A 15,650-nucleotide genomic window follows, 5' to 3' on the forward strand; every position below is an offset into this window, starting at 1 on the left:
GGACCCCCCGGGGGGGTAACCGATCTCCCCGGCCTTCCCCCGCCCCACCGGGAACCGGCGGCTGCGTTCCCCCGCCCGGTTCTGCGCGAGTGCCGGTGTGCCCCCTCGGATCCGAGGGGGCACACCGGCACTCGTACGCGGTCCCGGTCTCAGCCCGTGCGGCGGGCGGCCGCGGCGCCGTAGCGGCGCTCGAAGCGCTCGACGCGGCCCGCGGTGTCGAGCACGCGGGACTGGCCGGTGTAGAAGGGGTGGCTGGCGGAGGAGATCTCCACGTCGATCACGGGATAGGTGTTGCCGTCCTCCCACTCGATGGTGCGGTCGCTGGTGACGGTGGAGCGGGTGAGGAAGGTCAGCCCGCCGACGCGGTCGCGGAAGACGACGGGGCGGTAGGCGGGGTGGATGCCGGGCTTCATCGAAGCTCTCCTTGGCGGGGCGGGGCAGGGCGGGGTCAGCGTTCCTCGCGGAACTCGGTGTGGCGACCGAGGGCCGGGTCGTACTTGCGCAGGACGAGCCGGTCCGGGTCGTTGCGCCGGTTCTTGCGGGTCACGTACGTGTAGCCGGTACCGGCGGTGGACCGGAGTTTGATGATCGGGCGCAGGTCGTTGCGGGCCACGGCGTCCTCCTGGGGCGGATCGGTGACGGTTGGGCCACCATCATAGCGAAATGGTTTTCGTTTCCATTAGGCGGCTGATGTGTGTGGCAACGCCGGCTGTCGCCGCGGCATTCCCGGGCCCGGGCCGGGGCCGGGGCCGGGGCCGGGGCCGCGTCCGGTGCGGGCTGCTCCCGGGCTGCCGCCGCCCGCGGCGCGCCCCCTCCTCCCACCCACCCACGGCCGTACCCGAGCGCAAGCCACCGCGGAGCGATTCCGTGACAGCCGGCGCGTCAGGCGACGTGGACCGTGAGTGCCGCGGTGTGGAGTTGGCCCGCGGTCTGGAACTGGAGGTAGGCCCGCCAGTTGCCGGGTTCGCCGAGCAGGGCGTAGAAGGTCAGTGCCGGCCCGCCGTGGTCCCCGTTGACGGGTGTGGCCGGGTGGAGGTGGGCCAGCGCCTGGTCGCCTTCGTGGACGATGCTGAGGTGGGCGTAGCTGCCGAGGTACGGCTGGAGGTTGGTGACCGGCCGGCCGTCCTTGCTGATGGTGACGGTGAGTGGGGCGGGCGTCCCTGCGGTCAGCCGGCCTTGGACGGTGACGGTGTAGCCGTCGGTCGTGGTGCTGTCGGTTGCGGCGGGCAGTGGCGCGGTGGTGGCCCGGCCGGGCACTGTCGCGGTGCGGCTGAGGACGAGCTCACTGCCCCTGCGGGGGCCGGTGTTCGGGGTGAATGAGGCGTACAGGCGCCAGTTGCCGGGTTCGAGGGCGGCGAGGTCGGCGGTCCAGGTGCCGTCGAGGGCCATGGTGGGGTGGAGGTGCTGGTAGCCGGTGAGGTCCGAGCGGATCGCGTAGAAGTGCAGCTGCTTGGTCTGGACCTCGGCGAACTCAGTGACCGGGTGACCGTCCGGGCCGGTGATGGTGAACGGGTAGGTCACTGCTCGACCGGCGGGGAGGCTCGTGGTCGCGGAGTCGAGGCGGTAGCCGTCGCGTTCGGCGGCGGTCCCCTCTCCGGTCGCCGTGGCCGGCATCTCCGCCATGCCCGGCATTCCGGGCATCGCGGGCATGGCGGAGGACGTCGCGCTGGGCGGCGCGATCATGCCGCCGTCCATGCCGGGCATGCCGTCCATGCCGGCATGTTCCGAGTGCGCCGACGACCCGCCCGCGGGCAGTGTGAACAGGACGATCGCGGCGACCGCCAGGGCGAGGGAGCAGGCGTGGAGGATGCGGTGCCCCGCCCAGCGGTCGGTCGCAGAGGAGTCCCCCTGCTCTGCGGACGCCGACTTCTCGTGCTCGGTGTCGGTCTTCATCCGTGCCCCCCACCTCTCGTTCGGCCGGTCGGGCCGCGTTACTCAGGAGATCCGAACGACCGGTTCCGATAACGGAAAGTCGCGGGCGCGGGGACGCTTCTTCGCGCGGGGCCGGGGGCGAGCACAGTGCGGCCGGCGTTCCGCACCCGCCGCGGTCTGCTTGCGCGCGGGGTGTCCTGCACCGAGGCGTCCGTGCCGGTGCCGCGACGGCGGCGGCCGAGCACGAAGCCTGCCGCCGTGCCCGGAATGTGTTGGACCAATGGGGCGATACCGGGCGAGCGGATGCCGGGAGTGGAGCGGTTGGTCGCTTAGCCTTTCGCCCTGCCGCCGCCTCGGTGGCGCCGGCTTCGGGGTCGAGGACAGGGGCGCAGGGTGAGCTCGTCGGGTACGGCTGCGTCGGTGCGGCGGACGGGGTTCCGGGAGTGGCTGCTGGAGGGCCTGTCCGACATGGCCAAGCAGTACCCGGGGCCGCACGCGGAGGCGCCGGTCGAGCACAAGGGCCAGCGGTGGTGGCGGGTGATGTGCCTGACCGGTCTGGACTACTTCTCGACGCTCGGCTACCAGCCCGGTATCGCGGCGCTCGCGGCCGGGCTGCTGTCGCCGGTGGCGACCGTCGTGCTGGTGATCGTGACGCTGTTCGGGGCGCTGCCGGTGTACCGGCGCGTGGCGCAGGAGAGCCCGCACGGTGAGGGGTCGATCGCGATGCTGGAGCGGCTGCTGTCGTTCTGGCAGGGGAAGCTGTTCGTTCTGGCGCTGCTGGGGTTCGCGGCGACGGACTTCATGATCACCATCACCCTGTCGGCGGCGGACGCGACCGCGCACCTGGTGGAGAACCCGAGTCTGCACAGTGTGCTGTCCGGCAGGCAGATGCTGATCACCCTGCTGCTGGTCGCGTTGCTCGGGGCCGTCTTCCTCAAGGGGTTCAGCGAGGCGATCGGCCTGGCGGTGGTCCTGGTCGGGGTCTACCTGGCACTCAACGTCGTCGTGGTGGTGAACGGGCTCTGGCACGTGCTGGAGGCCCCGCACGTGGTGACGGACTGGGCCGACGCGCTCACGGCCGAGCACGGCAACGCGTTCGCGATGATCGGCGTCGCGCTGATCGTCTTTCCGAAGCTGGCGCTGGGCCTGTCCGGCTTCGAGACCGGTGTCGCCGTGATGCCGCACATCGAGGGCGACCCGGAGGACACCGAGGAGAGGCCCACCGGCCGGATCCGGGGCGCCCGCAAGCTGCTCACCACCGCCGCGCTGATCATGAGCGCGTTCCTGATCACGACGAGCTTCATCACCACGGTGCTGATCCCCAAGGCCGCGTTCGAGACGGGCGGGCAGGCCAACGGCCGGGCGCTCGCCTACCTCGCGCACCAGAACCTGGGCAGTGCCTTCGGCAGCGTCTACGACCTGTCGACGATCGCGATCCTGTGGTTCGCCGGTGCTTCGGCGATGGCCGGGATGCTCAACCTGCTGCCCCGGTACCTGCCGCGCTACGGCATGGCTCCGCACTGGGCGCGGGCGGTGCGGCCGATGGTGATCGTGCTGACGCTGATCGGCTTCCTGGTGACGTGGCTGTTCGACGCGAACGTGGACGCCCAGAGCGGCGCGTACGCGACCGGTGTGCTGGTGCTGATCTCCTCGGCGGCCATCGCCGTCACCGTCGCCGCGGGCAAGGCCCGTCAGCGCAACCGGACCATCGGCTTCGCCGTCATCGCGGCGGTCTTCCTGTACACGACGGGCGCGAACATCGCCGAACGTCCGGACGGCGTCAAGATCGGCGCCTGCTTCATCGGCGGGATCGTCCTGGTCTCCTTCCTGTCCCGGCTCAAGCGGGCCTTCGAGCTGAGGGTGACCGACGTGGTGCTGGACGAGGCCGCCGAGCGGTTCGTCCGCGACTACACCCACCGGCCGATGCGGCTGATCGCCATCGAGCCGAACAGCCGTGACCTGGCGGAGTACCAGGAGAAGAAGCGGGAGATCCGGGCGCACCACGACATCCCGGCCGACCTCGATCTGGTCTTCGTCGAGGTGACGGTCCGCGACCCGTCCGAGTTCGAGTCGGTGCTGGGCGTGCACGGCCAGGTGCTGCACGGGCGCTACCGGGTGCTCTCGCTGGAGAGCACCAGCGTGTCGAACGCGCTGGCCGCCCTGCTGCTGACGATCCGGGACCGCACGGGGCAGATCCCGCACATCTACTTCGAGTGGACGGAAGGCGGTCCGGTCGGCCACTTCCTGCGCTTCTTCCTGTTCGGGCAGGGAGAGGTCGCCCCGGTGACCCGGGAGGTGCTGCGCGAGGCGGAGCCGGACCGTTCCCGGCGCCCGCGCGTCCACGTCGGCTAGCCGTGGCCGCGCGAGGGGTTTCGAAGAGGGCGGAGCACGGACGTGGGAGCGGAGGAGGTGGCCAGGCGACGGTGACCGGGAAGCTGCGGGTGTTCCTGGGGGCGGCGCCGGGGGTGGGGAAGACGTACGCCATGCTCCGGGAGGGGCGGCGGCTGCGCGGTGCGGGGCTGGACGTGGTGGTCGGCCTGGTGGAGACGTACGGGCGGCGCGGCACGGAGGAGCAGCTGGGGGATCTGCCGGTGCTGCCCCGGCGGCCGGTGTCCTACCGGGGGACGGAGCTGACGGAGCTGGACGTGGACGCGCTGCTGGCACGCCGCCCGGCTCTCGCGCTGGTGGACGAGCTCGCGCACACCAACGTGCCCGGCGGGCGGAACGCGAAGCGCTGGCAGGACGTGCGGGAGCTGCTGGATGCCGGGATCGACGTGGCGACGACGCTGAACATCCAGCACCTGGAGAGCCTCAACGACGTCGTCGAGCAGATCACGGGCGTCGCGCAGCGCGAGACGATCCCGGACGAGGTGGTCCGGGCGGCTGACCGGATCGAGCTGGTCGACCTGAGTCCGGAGGCGCTGCGGACCCGGATGGCGCAGGGGGAGATCTACGCGCCGGACCGGGTCGATGTCGCGCTGGACCATTACTTCCGGGCGGGGAACCTGGGCGCCCTACGGGAGTTGGCACTGCTGTGGCTGGCGGACCGGGTGGAGGAGGAGCTGGCCGACTACCGGGCCCGGCACGGCATCCGGGCCCCCTGGGAGACCAAGGAGCGGATCGTGGTCGCCCTCGACGGAGCCCCGCAGGGCGAGCACCTGATCCGCCGGGGAGCCCGCACGGCGGCCCGGGTGCACGGGGACCTGATCGGCGTGCACGTCCGGCTGGACGACGGCACGGTCGAGCGCGAGCCGCCGGACCTGGCGCGGCAGCGGGAGCTGCTCCGGGAGCTGCGCGGCACCTACGTGGAAGTGAGCGGCGGTGACGTGGCCAGGACGCTGGTGTACTTCGCCCGGTCGGAGAGCGCCACGCAGCTCCTGCTCGGGCCCACCAGCCGGAGCAGGCTGCGCGAGCTGGTCTCCGGTTCGGTGATCAACCGGGTGATCCGGCTGGCCGGCCCGATCGACGTGCGCGTGCTGCCACCGCCCGAGCCGGGGCTGCTGACCGTGCCGCCCGCACCTCGCAGGCGCCGCCCGGCGCTGGTGCCGGTCCGGCGGCGCCGGCTGGCGTGGCTGCTCGGACCGGTCGGGGCGGTCGCTCTGGCCTGGGCACTGTGGCCGCTGCGCGACTCGCTCGGCCTGTCCGGCGTGCTGCTGTGCCTGCTGCTGGTGGTGGCGGGGACGGCTCGGCTGGGCGGCCTGCTGCCGGCGGCGGGCAGCACGGCGGCCGGGGCGCTGGCGGCGGACTACTTCTTCACCACGCCCTGGTACAGCCTGACGGTGGAACAGGGTGCTGACGTCGCAGCGCTGCTGGTCTTCCTCGCGGTGGCGGGGGTGATCTCCCATCTGATCGACGGTCTGACGCGTCGCTCGCAGCAGGCGGACCGGGCGCGCGCGGAGGCGGCCGTTCTCACCAGGCTGGCGGGCGAGACGGTGGAGTCGGGGGCACGGGTGTCGTCCGTTCTGGTGGCGGAGCTGCGGCAGGTCTTCGGGCTGGACGCGGCTGCCGTACTCGTTCGTACGGGCGCGCTCTGGCAACCGGCGGCTTCGGCCGGGGCGGAGGTGCCCTTGCTGCCCGACGAGGCGTCGTTCTCCATCGAGCTGGGGGACGAGGCGGTCCTCGTCCTGCGGGGTGCGCCGCTCACCGAGGAGGACACCCGGTTGCTCGGTCCGTACGTCACCCAGCTGAAGCTGGCCCGGGAGCGGGAACGCCTGGTCGCGCAGGCGTCGGCGGCCGAGGTGCTCGCGCACGCCGACGCACTGCACACGGCGTTGCTGGAGGCCGTCGTGCACGACCTGCGCGCGCCGCTGGCCTCGGTGCGCCGGGAGGCCGAGCGGGTGCCGGGCCCGGGCGGGCGGCGGATCGGCGCCGAGGCGGAACGGATGGAGCGGCTGATCGCCAACCTGCTGGACCTCAGCCGGCTGCGGGCCGGGGTGATGCCGGTGGTTCTGCGGCCGACGGCGGTGGCCGAGGTGGTGCGGGCCGCTGCCGAGGGGTTGCCCGGCGTGCGGGTCGACCTGGACCCGGAGCTGCCGCGGGCGCTCGCCGATCCCGGGCTCCTGGAGCGGGCGTTCGCGGACCTGCTGGATCCGGGGGCGGCGGGAGCAGGGCCGGTGGCGGTCGACGCCGGGCTGGTGGCCGGGCGGGTGGACGTCCGGATCACCGTCCACGGCGGCGAGGCCGTCGGCGGGGAGGGGGCGGAGCCTGCGGTGGCCCGGGGCTTCGTGGAGGCGATGAACGGCGAGCTGGCCGTCGAGGAGGCACCGGGCGGCGGCACCGCCTATGTGATCAGCCTGGTCCCCGCGGTGGCCTGATCCCATGGCGCGGACCGGTCGGCGATCCGGGGCGTCAAGAGCGCGTTGTGGATCCGGGCGTCGGCGTAAGGATCTCGTCAACGCGGGGCGAGGGGCCGTGGGCCCGTGGATTTGCTGGCCTCGAACGAACTCGCGGCGAAGCTGGGACAGGACGATGCGCATGTACTCCGCCCGGCCCGGCGGCCGTCGCTACCACCCCGTCCTCGACCGCCTGCCGGTCGCGGTGTCGGGCACCGTGGCCCTGGTCGCCGGGGGCGCCCTCGCGCTCGGCCTCGGCCGGCTGGGCGAGCTCCACACCGGCTGGTTCCCGTACATCGCGTACATCGCACTGGCCGCGCTGGCCGGAGCCTGCTCCCGGCCCCTGGCCGCGCCGCTGGTCGGCCTGGCCGTGTGGCTGTGTTCCAACGCCTTCGTCGAGCACCGCCATGCCGAGCTCGGCTGGTCCGGCGTGGGGATCGAGAGCGAGCACTTCGTCCTCTTCACTGCCGCTGCCCTGGTGCTCTCCCTGCCCGCCGCGCTGCCGCGTCGGGCGATCCGGGTCGAGCGCCTTCCGGTCGGCGAGGGGTACGAGCGTCGCCCCGGTTGATGCCCGCCGCCGCGGTGCTGTTCCGGGGGCGGCGGGCCGGCTTGCTACCCGAGGCCGGGGACGAACTGGATCAGCAGGTCGATCGCCTTGATGCCGAGGAAGGGCAGGATGAGCCCGCCGAGGCCGTAGACCCGCAGGTTGCGGCGGAGCAGGTCGGTGGCGGAGGCGGGCTGGTAGCGGACGCCGCGCAGGGCGAGCGGGATCAACGCGACGATGATCAGCGCGTTGAAGACGATCGCGGAGGCGATGGCCGAGGTCGGGCTGTGCAGTTCCATGATGTTGAGGTGGTGCAGGCCGGGGTAGGCGTGGGCGAACATCGCGGGGATGATCGCGAAGAACTTGGCCACGTCGTTGGTGATCGAGAAGGTGGTCAACGCTCCTCGGGTGATGAGGAGTTGCTTGCCGACCCGGATGATGTCGATCAGCTTGGCCGGGTTGGAGTCGAGGTCGACCATGTTGCCGGCCTCCTTCGCCGCCGGGGTGCCGGAGTTCATCGCGACCCCGACATCGGCCTGGGCGAGGGCAGGCGCGTCGTTGGTGCCGTCGCCGGTCATGGCGACCATGTTCCCGGCGGCCTGTTCGCGCCTGAGGTGGGCGAGCTTGTCCTCGGGGGTGGCCTCGGCGAGGAAGTCGTCGACCCCGGCCTCCGCGGCGATCGCCCTGGCGGTCAGCGGATTGTCGCCGGTCACCATGACCGTGCGGATGCCCATCCGGCGCAGCTCGGCGAAGCGTTCGGCGATGCCTTCCTTCACCACGTCCTTGAGTTCGACGACGCCGAGCGCGCGGGCACCGTGCCGGTCGTGGACGGCGACCAGCAGGGGGGTGCCCCCGGCTTCGGCGATCCGGTCGACGAGCGGCTTGGCCTCGATCGGGAGCCGTCCGCCGGAGCCGACGACCCAGCGGGCGACGGCGGCGGCCGCCCCCTTGCGGATCAGGCAGGTGGTGCCGTCGGGCCAGGTGAGGTCGACGCCGCTCATCCGGCTGTGTGCGGTGAACGGGACGGGCTGCTGCTCGCCGAGTTCACCGGGGGAGCGGGGCGGCACCCAGTACTGACGGTTCGTCAGCTCGACGAGTGACCGGCCCTCCGGGGTCTCGTCCGCGACGGAGGCCAACTGGGCGGCCTCGGCGAGCTGTTCGGTGGTCGCGCCGGGCAGCGGATGCAGGGCGACGGCCCGTCGGTTGCCGTGGGTGATGGTGCCGGTCTTGTCGAGCAGCAGCACGTCGACGTCCCCGGCGGCCTCCACCGCGCGGCCGGAGAGGGCGACCACGTTGCGCTGCACCAGGCGGTCCATCCCGGCGATGCCGATCGCCGAGAGCAGGGCGCCGATCGTGGTCGGGATCAGCGCGACCATCAACGCGACCAGCACGATGGTGGTCTGGGGCGCGTTCGCGTAGATGGCCATCGGCTGGAGCGAGACCACGGACAGCAGGAAGACGATGGTGAGCGAGGCGAGCAGGATGTTGAGCGCGATCTCGTTCGGGGTCTTCTGCCGGTTCGCGCCCTCGACCAGGGAGATCATCCGGTCGACGAAGCTCTGCCCGGGCCGGGAGGTGACCCGGACGACGAGGTGGTCCGAGAGCACCTTCGTGCCGCCGGTGACGCCGGTGCGGTCGCCGCCGGACTCCCGGATGACGGGTGCGGACTCCCCGGTGATCGCCGATTCGTCGACGGTGGCGACCCCCTCGACCACCTCGCCGTCCTGCGGGATCACCTCGCCGGCCGCCACCAGGACGATGTCGTGCAGCAGCAACTGCTCGGCGGGGATGGTCTCGTGGCGCAGGTCGCGGGTGCCGACCCGCCAGTGCAGCAGCCGCCGGGCGGTGGTGCACGCCTGGGCGCGGCGCAGCGAGTCGGCCTGCGCCTTGCCGCGTGCCTCGGCGACGGCCTCGGCGAGGTTGGCGAAGAGCACGGTCAGCCAGAGCCAGAAGGAGATCATCCAGGCGAAGACACTCGGGTGGATGACGGCGCTGATCGTGGTGAGCGCCGAGCCGGCCTCGACCACGAGCATCACCGGGTTGCGCATCATCGCGCGCGGGTGGAGCTTGCGGGCGGCGGCGGGCAGGGCCTCGGCGAGCTGTCGGCGGGTGATGAGCCGGCGGCGCCCCGTCGGGCCGGTGGGCCGGTGGCTCGGGTGCCGTGGTGGCTCCTCGGGTGCGGGGTCCGGGCGGCGGAACCAGTTCTGCTGGCCGGGGGTGGTGTCCGGTGGGGTGAGGGCCGAACGGCGCATCGTCTCGGGGGACCTTCCGGGCCGCCCGGGAGAGGGGCGGCGGTTCGGGGAACGACGGGGGAACGCCGGACAGCGAAGCACCGGGCCCTCACACGGCATGCCCGCCTTGACGGCGACTTGGCGTGCGGTGCCGCTTCCTTGACAGCTCCCTGACGCCCCGTCGGACACGTGTTCGCCAAGGGCTCTTGCTGACGGCACCTTGGCGTTCTCCGGGAAACCGGGGGCGGTCGGGGCATGGGTGTCAACGACGCGTCGACCGGGCGTCAGGGCTTCGTCAGAGAGGGTGAACGGGCTTGCCCCGGGGTGGCGCGGACGACTTTGATGGAGGGCATGCACCGCTCGACACGCCACCACGACCGCCCGCCGCATAGTCGGCCGCGGATCGTCGCTGTCGCGGCCGCCACCGCCGTCCGGTAGGACCGAGCCACTACCCCGCTCGCCGCCGGTCGCGGGCACGGCCGGGTGCCGTTCGTTCGGCCCGTGCCGATCACCGCCGTCCGTCCCCTGCCCCGACCGGCTCCGGGGGGCAGGGGACGGACGAGCCTTCCCTCGCAACACACCCTTCTCGCACCGGCGGCCCCGGTGGCGCACGGCTTCGCGCCACGTCGCCCCCGCACCCCGCCGGTGCCTCTTCACCCTTGGATGGGTCATGTCCGACGCTGTTCTGTCCGCCCGTACCGCCCTCGTCACCGGCGCCTCGTCGGGGATCGGCTGGGAGACCGCCCGGCTGCTTGCCGGGCACGGTGCGACCGTGCTCGTGCACGCCCGCACCACCGCGGAGGCGGAGGATGCCGTGGAACGCCTGGTCGCCGCAGGAGCACGCCGCGACCAACTCGTCGAACTGGCAGCCGACTTCACCAAGCTGTCGGAGGTCGCCGTGCTGGCCGGCACGGTCGTCGAGCACTACCCGGCACTGGACCTCCTGGTGAACAACGCCGCCGCGACGGCACCCGAACGCTGCACCCTCACCGACGACGGCAACGAGGTCTCGCTGCAGGTCAACTTCCTGGCCGCGCACCTGCTGGCGAAGCTGCTGCGCGCCCCGCTCTCGGCCGCCGGCGACGCCCGGATCGTCAACGTCTCCTCCTCCCTGCACCGCACCGCCTCGATGAACTGGTCGGATCCGCACCGGGTGAAGAAGTACTCGCGGGTCGCCGCGTACGCGCAGTCGCAGCTCGCGCTGACCATGGCGACCGCCGGCATGGCCCCGGCCGGCTCCGGCATCACCGCCGTCAGCGTCAACCCGGGTCTGTGCGACACCGCGCTGCTGCCGCTGTACGGGCGGGTCGGCGCGCCGGCCGCCGAGGGCGCGGCGGTCGTGGTGCGGCTCTGCCTGCCGGAGACGGTCGTCGCGAACGGCGCCTACTTCGACGGTGGTGTCATCGCGCCCACGGCGGCCGTCGCCCAGGAGGAGCGCTCGCTGAAGCGGCTGGCCAAGCTCGCCGACCAGCTGGTCGGCGAGGCCGTCTGAACCGTCCCGGACCCACGTACGGAGAGGAAGAGACCGATGTCCAAGCGCGCCCGTAAGAAGAAGGCCCGGCGCAAGAAGAAGGCGAACCACGGCCGCAGGCCCGGGCAGTAACCGACAGACTCACCCGGTGTCGCGTGCCATCGGCATCGGCTGCACCCCTTCGGCCCCTGAGGCCCGCCGTCCGGCTGTGCGGACCGGCGGCGCCTCGGGGGCCGAGTCGTTGCACGGGTGGTCAAGGGAGCACGCCCACGACCGGCTGGCCGTGCTGATCCCCGAGGTGGAGCCCGCCCGCTGGTGGCAGCGGGCGTTGCAGAGCCGGCGCGGCGCCGTGACCGACCGCGCGCTGCGCCGGCACAACGGCGCGGTGGTCTGCCGGCTGCGGATGCGGATGTGGGCAGGTGAGGGGGACACGTCGGCAGGCCTCATCGAAACGTTCAGGACAATCCGCGGTCTCGGATGAATGACGCCGGTATAAGGGCCGCGTCAATGTTTCCGGATCACCCGTATGGACGGCATCAGGGACGCGCTGCGCGCCCCCCGGGGCTGGTTGGCTGCTCCCGCCGGTCTTCCGCCGGTGCCGTGAGTGCCCCCGAGGCCGTTTCACGGGTACGTCCCCTCAGCCACCCAGGTGGAGCCCATGTCCGATCTCATCTACGTCGGTGTCACGGTCGCCGTGTTCGCCGTCATCGCCCTGATCGCGCGGGGGGTGGAGAAGCTGTGAACGAGCGCAGCGAGCGAACCATTGACAGGTGCGGGTTGCGCGAAGCGCCCGCCGAGCGCAGCGAGGTGGGCGCATGAGCGCCGAGAACATCGCAGGTCTCATCGTCGCCGTCGCCCTCGTCGGCTACCTCGTCATCGCGCTGATCTACCCGGAGAAGTTCTGACATGAGCTCCACTCTCGCGGGCTGGATGCAGGCCCTCGCCCTCGTGGGCGCGCTGGCCCTGTGCTACCGGCCCCTGGGCGACTACATCGCCCGCATCCTGACCACCTCGAAGCACCTCAGAGTCGAGCGCGGCATCTACAAGGTGATCGGCGTCGACGGTGACGCCGACCAGCGCTGGCCGGTGTACCTGCGCTCGGTGCTGGCCTTCTCGGCGGTGTCCGTCCTCTTCCTGTACGGCCTGATCCGGCTGCAGGGCTACCTGCTGCTGAACCTCGGCGTCCAGCAGATGGAGGGCCACCAGGCCTGGAACACCGCGATCTCCTTCGTCACCAACACCAACTGGCAGTCCTACAGCGGCGAGTCCGCGATGGGCCACCTGGTGCAGATGGCGGGCCTGGCGGTGCAGAACTTCGTCTCCGCCGCCGTGGGCATCGCCATCGTGGCGGCGCTGATCCGGGGGTTCACCCGCAACAAGACCGACCGCCTCGGCAACTTCTGGGTCGACCTGGTCCGGATCAACCTGCGGCTGCTGCTCCCGATCGCGTTCGTCCTTGCGCTGGTGCTGGTCGCGAACGGTGTGGTCCAGAACTTCCACGGCTTCCACGAGGTGACCAACCTCGCGGGTGACGTGCAGAAGATCCCGGGTGGCCCGGTGGCCTCGCAGGAGGTCATCAAGGAACTGGGCACCAACGGCGGCGGCTTCTTCAACGCCAACTCGGCGCACCCGTTCGAGAACCCGACCGGGTTCACGAACTGGCTGGAGATCTTCCTGATCCTGCTGATCCCGTTCGCCCTGCCGCGCACCTTCGGCCGGATGGTCGGCGACAACCGCCAGGGCTACGCGATCGCGGCTGTCATGGCGATCTTCTGGGTGGCCTCGACGGCGCTGCTGACCTTCGCCGAGTCGCAGCACGGGGGCAGCGCCCTGCAGGCCGCGGGCGCCGCGATGGAGGGCAAGGAACAGCGCTTCGGCATCGCCGCCAGCTCGCTGTTCGCCGCCTCCACCACGCTGACCTCGACCGGCGCGGTGAACTCCTTCCACGACTCGTTCACCCCGTTCGGCGGCGGCATCACGATGTTCAACATGATGCTGGGCGAGATCGCGCCCGGCGGCACCGGCTCGGGCCTCTACGGCATGCTGATCCTGGCGATCGTCGCGGTGTTCGTGGCCGGTCTGATGGTCGGCCGTACCCCCGAGTACCTGGGCAAGAAGCTCGGCGGCCGGGAGATGAAGTTCGCCTCGCTGTACATCCTCACCACCCCCGCGCTGGTGCTGGTCGGTACGGGTGTGGCGATGGCGCTGCCGGGTGAGCGGGCCGGGATGCTCAACTCGGGCGCCCACGGCTTCTCCGAGGTGCTGTACGCGTTCACCTCGGCCGCCAACAACAACGGCTCGGCCTTCGGCGGCATCACCGTCAACACCGACTGGTACGACACCGCGCTCGGCCTGGCGATGGTCTTCGGCCGCTTCCTGCCGATGGTGTTCGTGCTGGCGCTGGCGGGCTCGCTCGCCCAGCAGCAGCCGGTTCCGGCCACTCCGGGCACCCTGCCCACCCACAAGCCACTGTTCGTGGGCCTGCTGTCGGGCGTCGTCCTGATCGTCGTCGGCCTCACCTACTTCCCGGCCCTGGCTCTCGGGCCGATCGCGGAAGGTCTCTCCTCCTGATGTCCTCGTCAACGTTCACTCCCTCTCCCACGCCGGGTGACCAGGCCGAGGGCGCTTCCTCCCACAGAGTGTCGAGCGGTCTGCTCGACCCGAAACTGCTGCTCTCCTCGCTGCCGGACGCGGTGAAGAAGCTCGACCCCCGGGTGATGGTCAAGAACCCGGTGATGTTCGTGGTCGAGGTCGGCTCGGTGGTCACCACCGTCTCCGCGATCGCCAACCCGTCGGTCTTCGCCTGGGCGATCACCGTCTGGCTCTGGCTCACCACGGTCTTCGCCAACCTGGCGGAGGCCGTCGCCGAGGGCCGCGGCAAGGCCCAGGCCGACACCCTGCGCAAGGCCAAGACCGAGAGCGTCGCCCGCCGGCTGACCGCCTGGCCGGGCAGTGACGCCGAGGAGGAGGTCCCCGGCACCGCGCTGCGACTCGGTGACCACGTGGTGGTCGAGGCCGGGCAGATCATCCCGGGCGACGGCGACGTGGTCGAGGGTGTCGCCTCGGTGGACGAGTCGGCGATCACGGGTGAGTCGGCGCCGGTGATCCGCGAGTCCGGCGGTGACCGCTCCGCGGTGACCGGCGGTACGAAGGTGCTGTCCGACCGGATCGTGGTGAAGATCGCCTCGGAGCCCGGCAAGTCCTTCATCGACCGGATGATCGCCCTGGTCGAGGGCGCGGCCCGGCAGAAGACGCCGAACGAGATCGCGCTCAACATCCTGCTGGCCTCGCTGACCATCGTCTTCCTGGTCGCGGTGGTCACGCTCCAGCCGATGGCCACGTTCGCGGGCGCCCCGCAGTCGATGATCGTGCTGGTCGCCCTGATCGTGGCGCTGATCCCGACCACCATCGGCGCGCTGCTGTCCGCGATCGGCATCGCGGGCATGGACCGGCTGGTCCAGCGCAACGTGCTGGCGATGTCCGGGCGTGCCGTGGAGGCCGCCGGCGACGTCAACACCCTGCTGCTCGACAAGACCGGCACCATCACCCTGGGCAACCGCCAGGCCGCCGAGTTCCTCTCGGTGAGCGGCGTCTCCACCGACGAGCTCGCCAGCGCCGCGCAGCTGTCCTCCCTCGCGGACGAGACGCCGGAGGGCCGCTCGATCGTGGTGCTGGCGAAGACCGAGTACGGCCTGCGGGCCCGCGCCCAGGGCGAGCTGACCCACGCCACCTGGGTCCCGTTCACCGCCCAGACCCGGATGTCGGGCGTGGACCTGGACGAGGCGGACGGCGTGCACCAGGTGCGCAAGGGTGCGGCGGCTGCCGTGTCCAACTGGGTCACCGCCAACGGCGGTTCGGTGACCGATGAGGTTTCGACGCTGGTCGACGGGATCTCGGCCGCGGGTGGCACGCCCCTCGTCGTGGCGACGAAGATCGGCGACGCTCCCGCCAAGGTCCTCGGGGTGATCCACCTGAAGGACGTGGTCAAGGAGGGCATGCGGGAGCGCTTCGACGAGCTGCGCCGGATGGGCATCAAGACCGTCATGATCACGGGCGACAACCCGCTGACCGCCAAGGCGATCGCGGAGGAGGCCGGCGTGGACGACTTCCTCGCCGAGGCCACGCCCGAGGACAAGATGGCCCTGATCAAGAAGGAGCAGGAGGGCGGCAAGCTGGTCGCGATGACCGGCGACGGCACCAACGACGCCCCCGCGCTCGCCCAGGCCGACGTCGGCGTCGCGATGAACACCGGGACCATGGCGGCCAAGGAGGCCGGCAACATGGTCGACCTCGACTCCAACCCGACCAAGCTGATCGAGATCGTGGAGATCGGCAAGCAGCTGCTGATCACCCGCGGTGCGCTGACCACCTTCTCCATCGCCAACGACGTGGCCAAGTACTTCGCGATCATCCCCGCGATGTTCGCCGGGGTCTACCCGGGCCTGAGCCACCTCAACATCATGGGCCTGCACAGCCCTCAGTCCGCGATCACCTCGGCGATCATCTTCAACGCCCTGGTCATCATCGGCCTGATCCCGCTCGCCCTGCGCGGCGTCCGCTACCGCCCCGCCGACGCCAGCTCCCTGCTGGCCCGGAACATCGGGGTCTATGGTGTCGGCGGTCTGATCGTGCCGTTCGTCGGGATCAAGCTGATCGACCTGATCGTCCAGTTCGTCCCCGGCCTCAGCTGAGAAAGGAGT

General features: G+C 71.6%; 13 protein-coding genes. 9 read left to right on the forward strand and 4 right to left on the reverse strand.

Annotation, left to right across the window (positions count from 1 at the left end):
- Window positions 1-149 precede the first annotated feature (149 nt).
- The 3 genes from ACIRVF_RS41095 to ACIRVF_RS41105 all read right to left on the reverse strand — a co-directional run bounded on the left by ACIRVF_RS41095 (window position 150) and on the right by ACIRVF_RS41105 (window position 1,893).
- On the reverse strand, window positions 150-413 hold the full coding sequence (locus tag ACIRVF_RS41095) for a type B 50S ribosomal protein L31 (RefSeq protein WP_402829865.1): 264 nt from the start codon (window positions 411-413) through the stop codon (window positions 150-152).
- Window positions 414-448: 35 nt separating this feature from the next.
- The gene (gene rpmG / locus ACIRVF_RS41100) at window positions 449-613 is read right to left on the reverse strand and encodes a 50S ribosomal protein L33 (protein WP_033349073.1); all 165 of its coding nucleotides are present in this window, start codon (window positions 611-613) and stop codon (window positions 449-451) included.
- A gap of 269 nt (window positions 614-882) precedes the next feature.
- Window positions 883-1,893 carry a hypothetical protein gene (locus ACIRVF_RS41105; RefSeq protein WP_402829868.1) on the reverse strand — a complete coding sequence of 337 codons (1,011 nt, stop codon included), beginning with the start codon at window positions 1,891-1,893 and terminating at the stop codon, window positions 883-885.
- Between the two features lie 447 nt (window positions 1,894-2,340).
- Between ACIRVF_RS41105 and ACIRVF_RS41110 the strand changes: the two genes are divergently transcribed.
- From ACIRVF_RS41110 to ACIRVF_RS41120, 3 genes are all read left to right on the forward strand, one after another.
- Window positions 2,341-4,224: an amino acid transporter gene (locus ACIRVF_RS41110; protein ID WP_402829930.1), complete on the forward strand. Its 1,884-nt coding sequence runs from the start codon at window positions 2,341-2,343 to the stop codon at window positions 4,222-4,224.
- A gap of 71 nt (window positions 4,225-4,295) precedes the next feature.
- Window positions 4,296-6,686 carry a DUF4118 domain-containing protein gene (locus ACIRVF_RS41115; protein ID WP_402829870.1) on the forward strand — a complete coding sequence of 797 codons (2,391 nt, stop codon included), beginning with the start codon at window positions 4,296-4,298 and terminating at the stop codon, window positions 6,684-6,686.
- Between the two features lie 154 nt (window positions 6,687-6,840).
- Entirely contained in the window at window positions 6,841-7,272 is a 432-nt protein-coding gene (locus tag ACIRVF_RS41120; protein ID WP_402829873.1) for a hypothetical protein, read from the forward strand.
- A gap of 44 nt (window positions 7,273-7,316) precedes the next feature.
- Here ACIRVF_RS41120 and kdpB (ACIRVF_RS41125) read toward each other — a convergent pair whose 3' ends face one another.
- On the reverse strand, window positions 7,317-9,500 hold the full coding sequence (gene kdpB, locus ACIRVF_RS41125; protein ID WP_402829876.1) for a potassium-transporting ATPase subunit KdpB: 2,184 nt from the start codon (window positions 9,498-9,500) through the stop codon (window positions 7,317-7,319).
- A gap of 649 nt (window positions 9,501-10,149) precedes the next feature.
- Between kdpB (ACIRVF_RS41125) and ACIRVF_RS41130 the strand changes: the two genes are divergently transcribed.
- The 6 genes from ACIRVF_RS41130 to kdpB (ACIRVF_RS41155) all read left to right on the forward strand — a co-directional run bounded on the left by ACIRVF_RS41130 (window position 10,150) and on the right by kdpB (ACIRVF_RS41155) (window position 15,641).
- Window positions 10,150-10,971, forward strand: coding sequence for an SDR family NAD(P)-dependent oxidoreductase (locus ACIRVF_RS41130; protein WP_402829878.1), 822 nt, complete (start codon window positions 10,150-10,152; stop codon window positions 10,969-10,971).
- Between the two features lie 36 nt (window positions 10,972-11,007).
- Entirely contained in the window at window positions 11,008-11,082 is a 75-nt protein-coding gene (locus ACIRVF_RS41135; protein ID WP_402829933.1) for a 50S ribosomal protein bL37, read from the forward strand.
- 16 nt (window positions 11,083-11,098) lie between these two features.
- Window positions 11,099-11,431 (forward strand): hypothetical protein, encoded by a 333-nt coding sequence (locus ACIRVF_RS41140; protein WP_402829881.1) that lies wholly within the window; start codon window positions 11,099-11,101, stop codon window positions 11,429-11,431.
- 334 nt (window positions 11,432-11,765) lie between these two features.
- Window positions 11,766-11,855 carry a K(+)-transporting ATPase subunit F gene (gene kdpF, locus ACIRVF_RS41145; RefSeq protein WP_402829883.1) on the forward strand — a complete coding sequence of 30 codons (90 nt, stop codon included), beginning with the start codon at window positions 11,766-11,768 and terminating at the stop codon, window positions 11,853-11,855.
- A gap of 1 nt (window position 11,856) precedes the next feature.
- Window positions 11,857-13,521 (forward strand): potassium-transporting ATPase subunit KdpA, encoded by a 1,665-nt coding sequence (gene kdpA / locus ACIRVF_RS41150; protein WP_402829886.1) that lies wholly within the window; start codon window positions 11,857-11,859, stop codon window positions 13,519-13,521.
- Window positions 13,521-15,641, forward strand: a complete 2,121-nt coding sequence (kdpB, locus tag ACIRVF_RS41155) for a potassium-transporting ATPase subunit KdpB (RefSeq protein ID WP_402829889.1) — start codon at window positions 13,521-13,523, stop codon at window positions 15,639-15,641. Before kdpA ends, kdpB (ACIRVF_RS41155) begins: the two co-directional genes overlap by 1 nt.
- Window positions 15,642-15,650 lie beyond the last annotated feature (9 nt).

The sequence above is a fragment of the Kitasatospora sp. NPDC101157 genome (genome assembly GCF_044768255.1).
Classification (GTDB): Bacteria; Actinomycetota; Actinomycetes; order Streptomycetales; family Streptomycetaceae; genus Kitasatospora.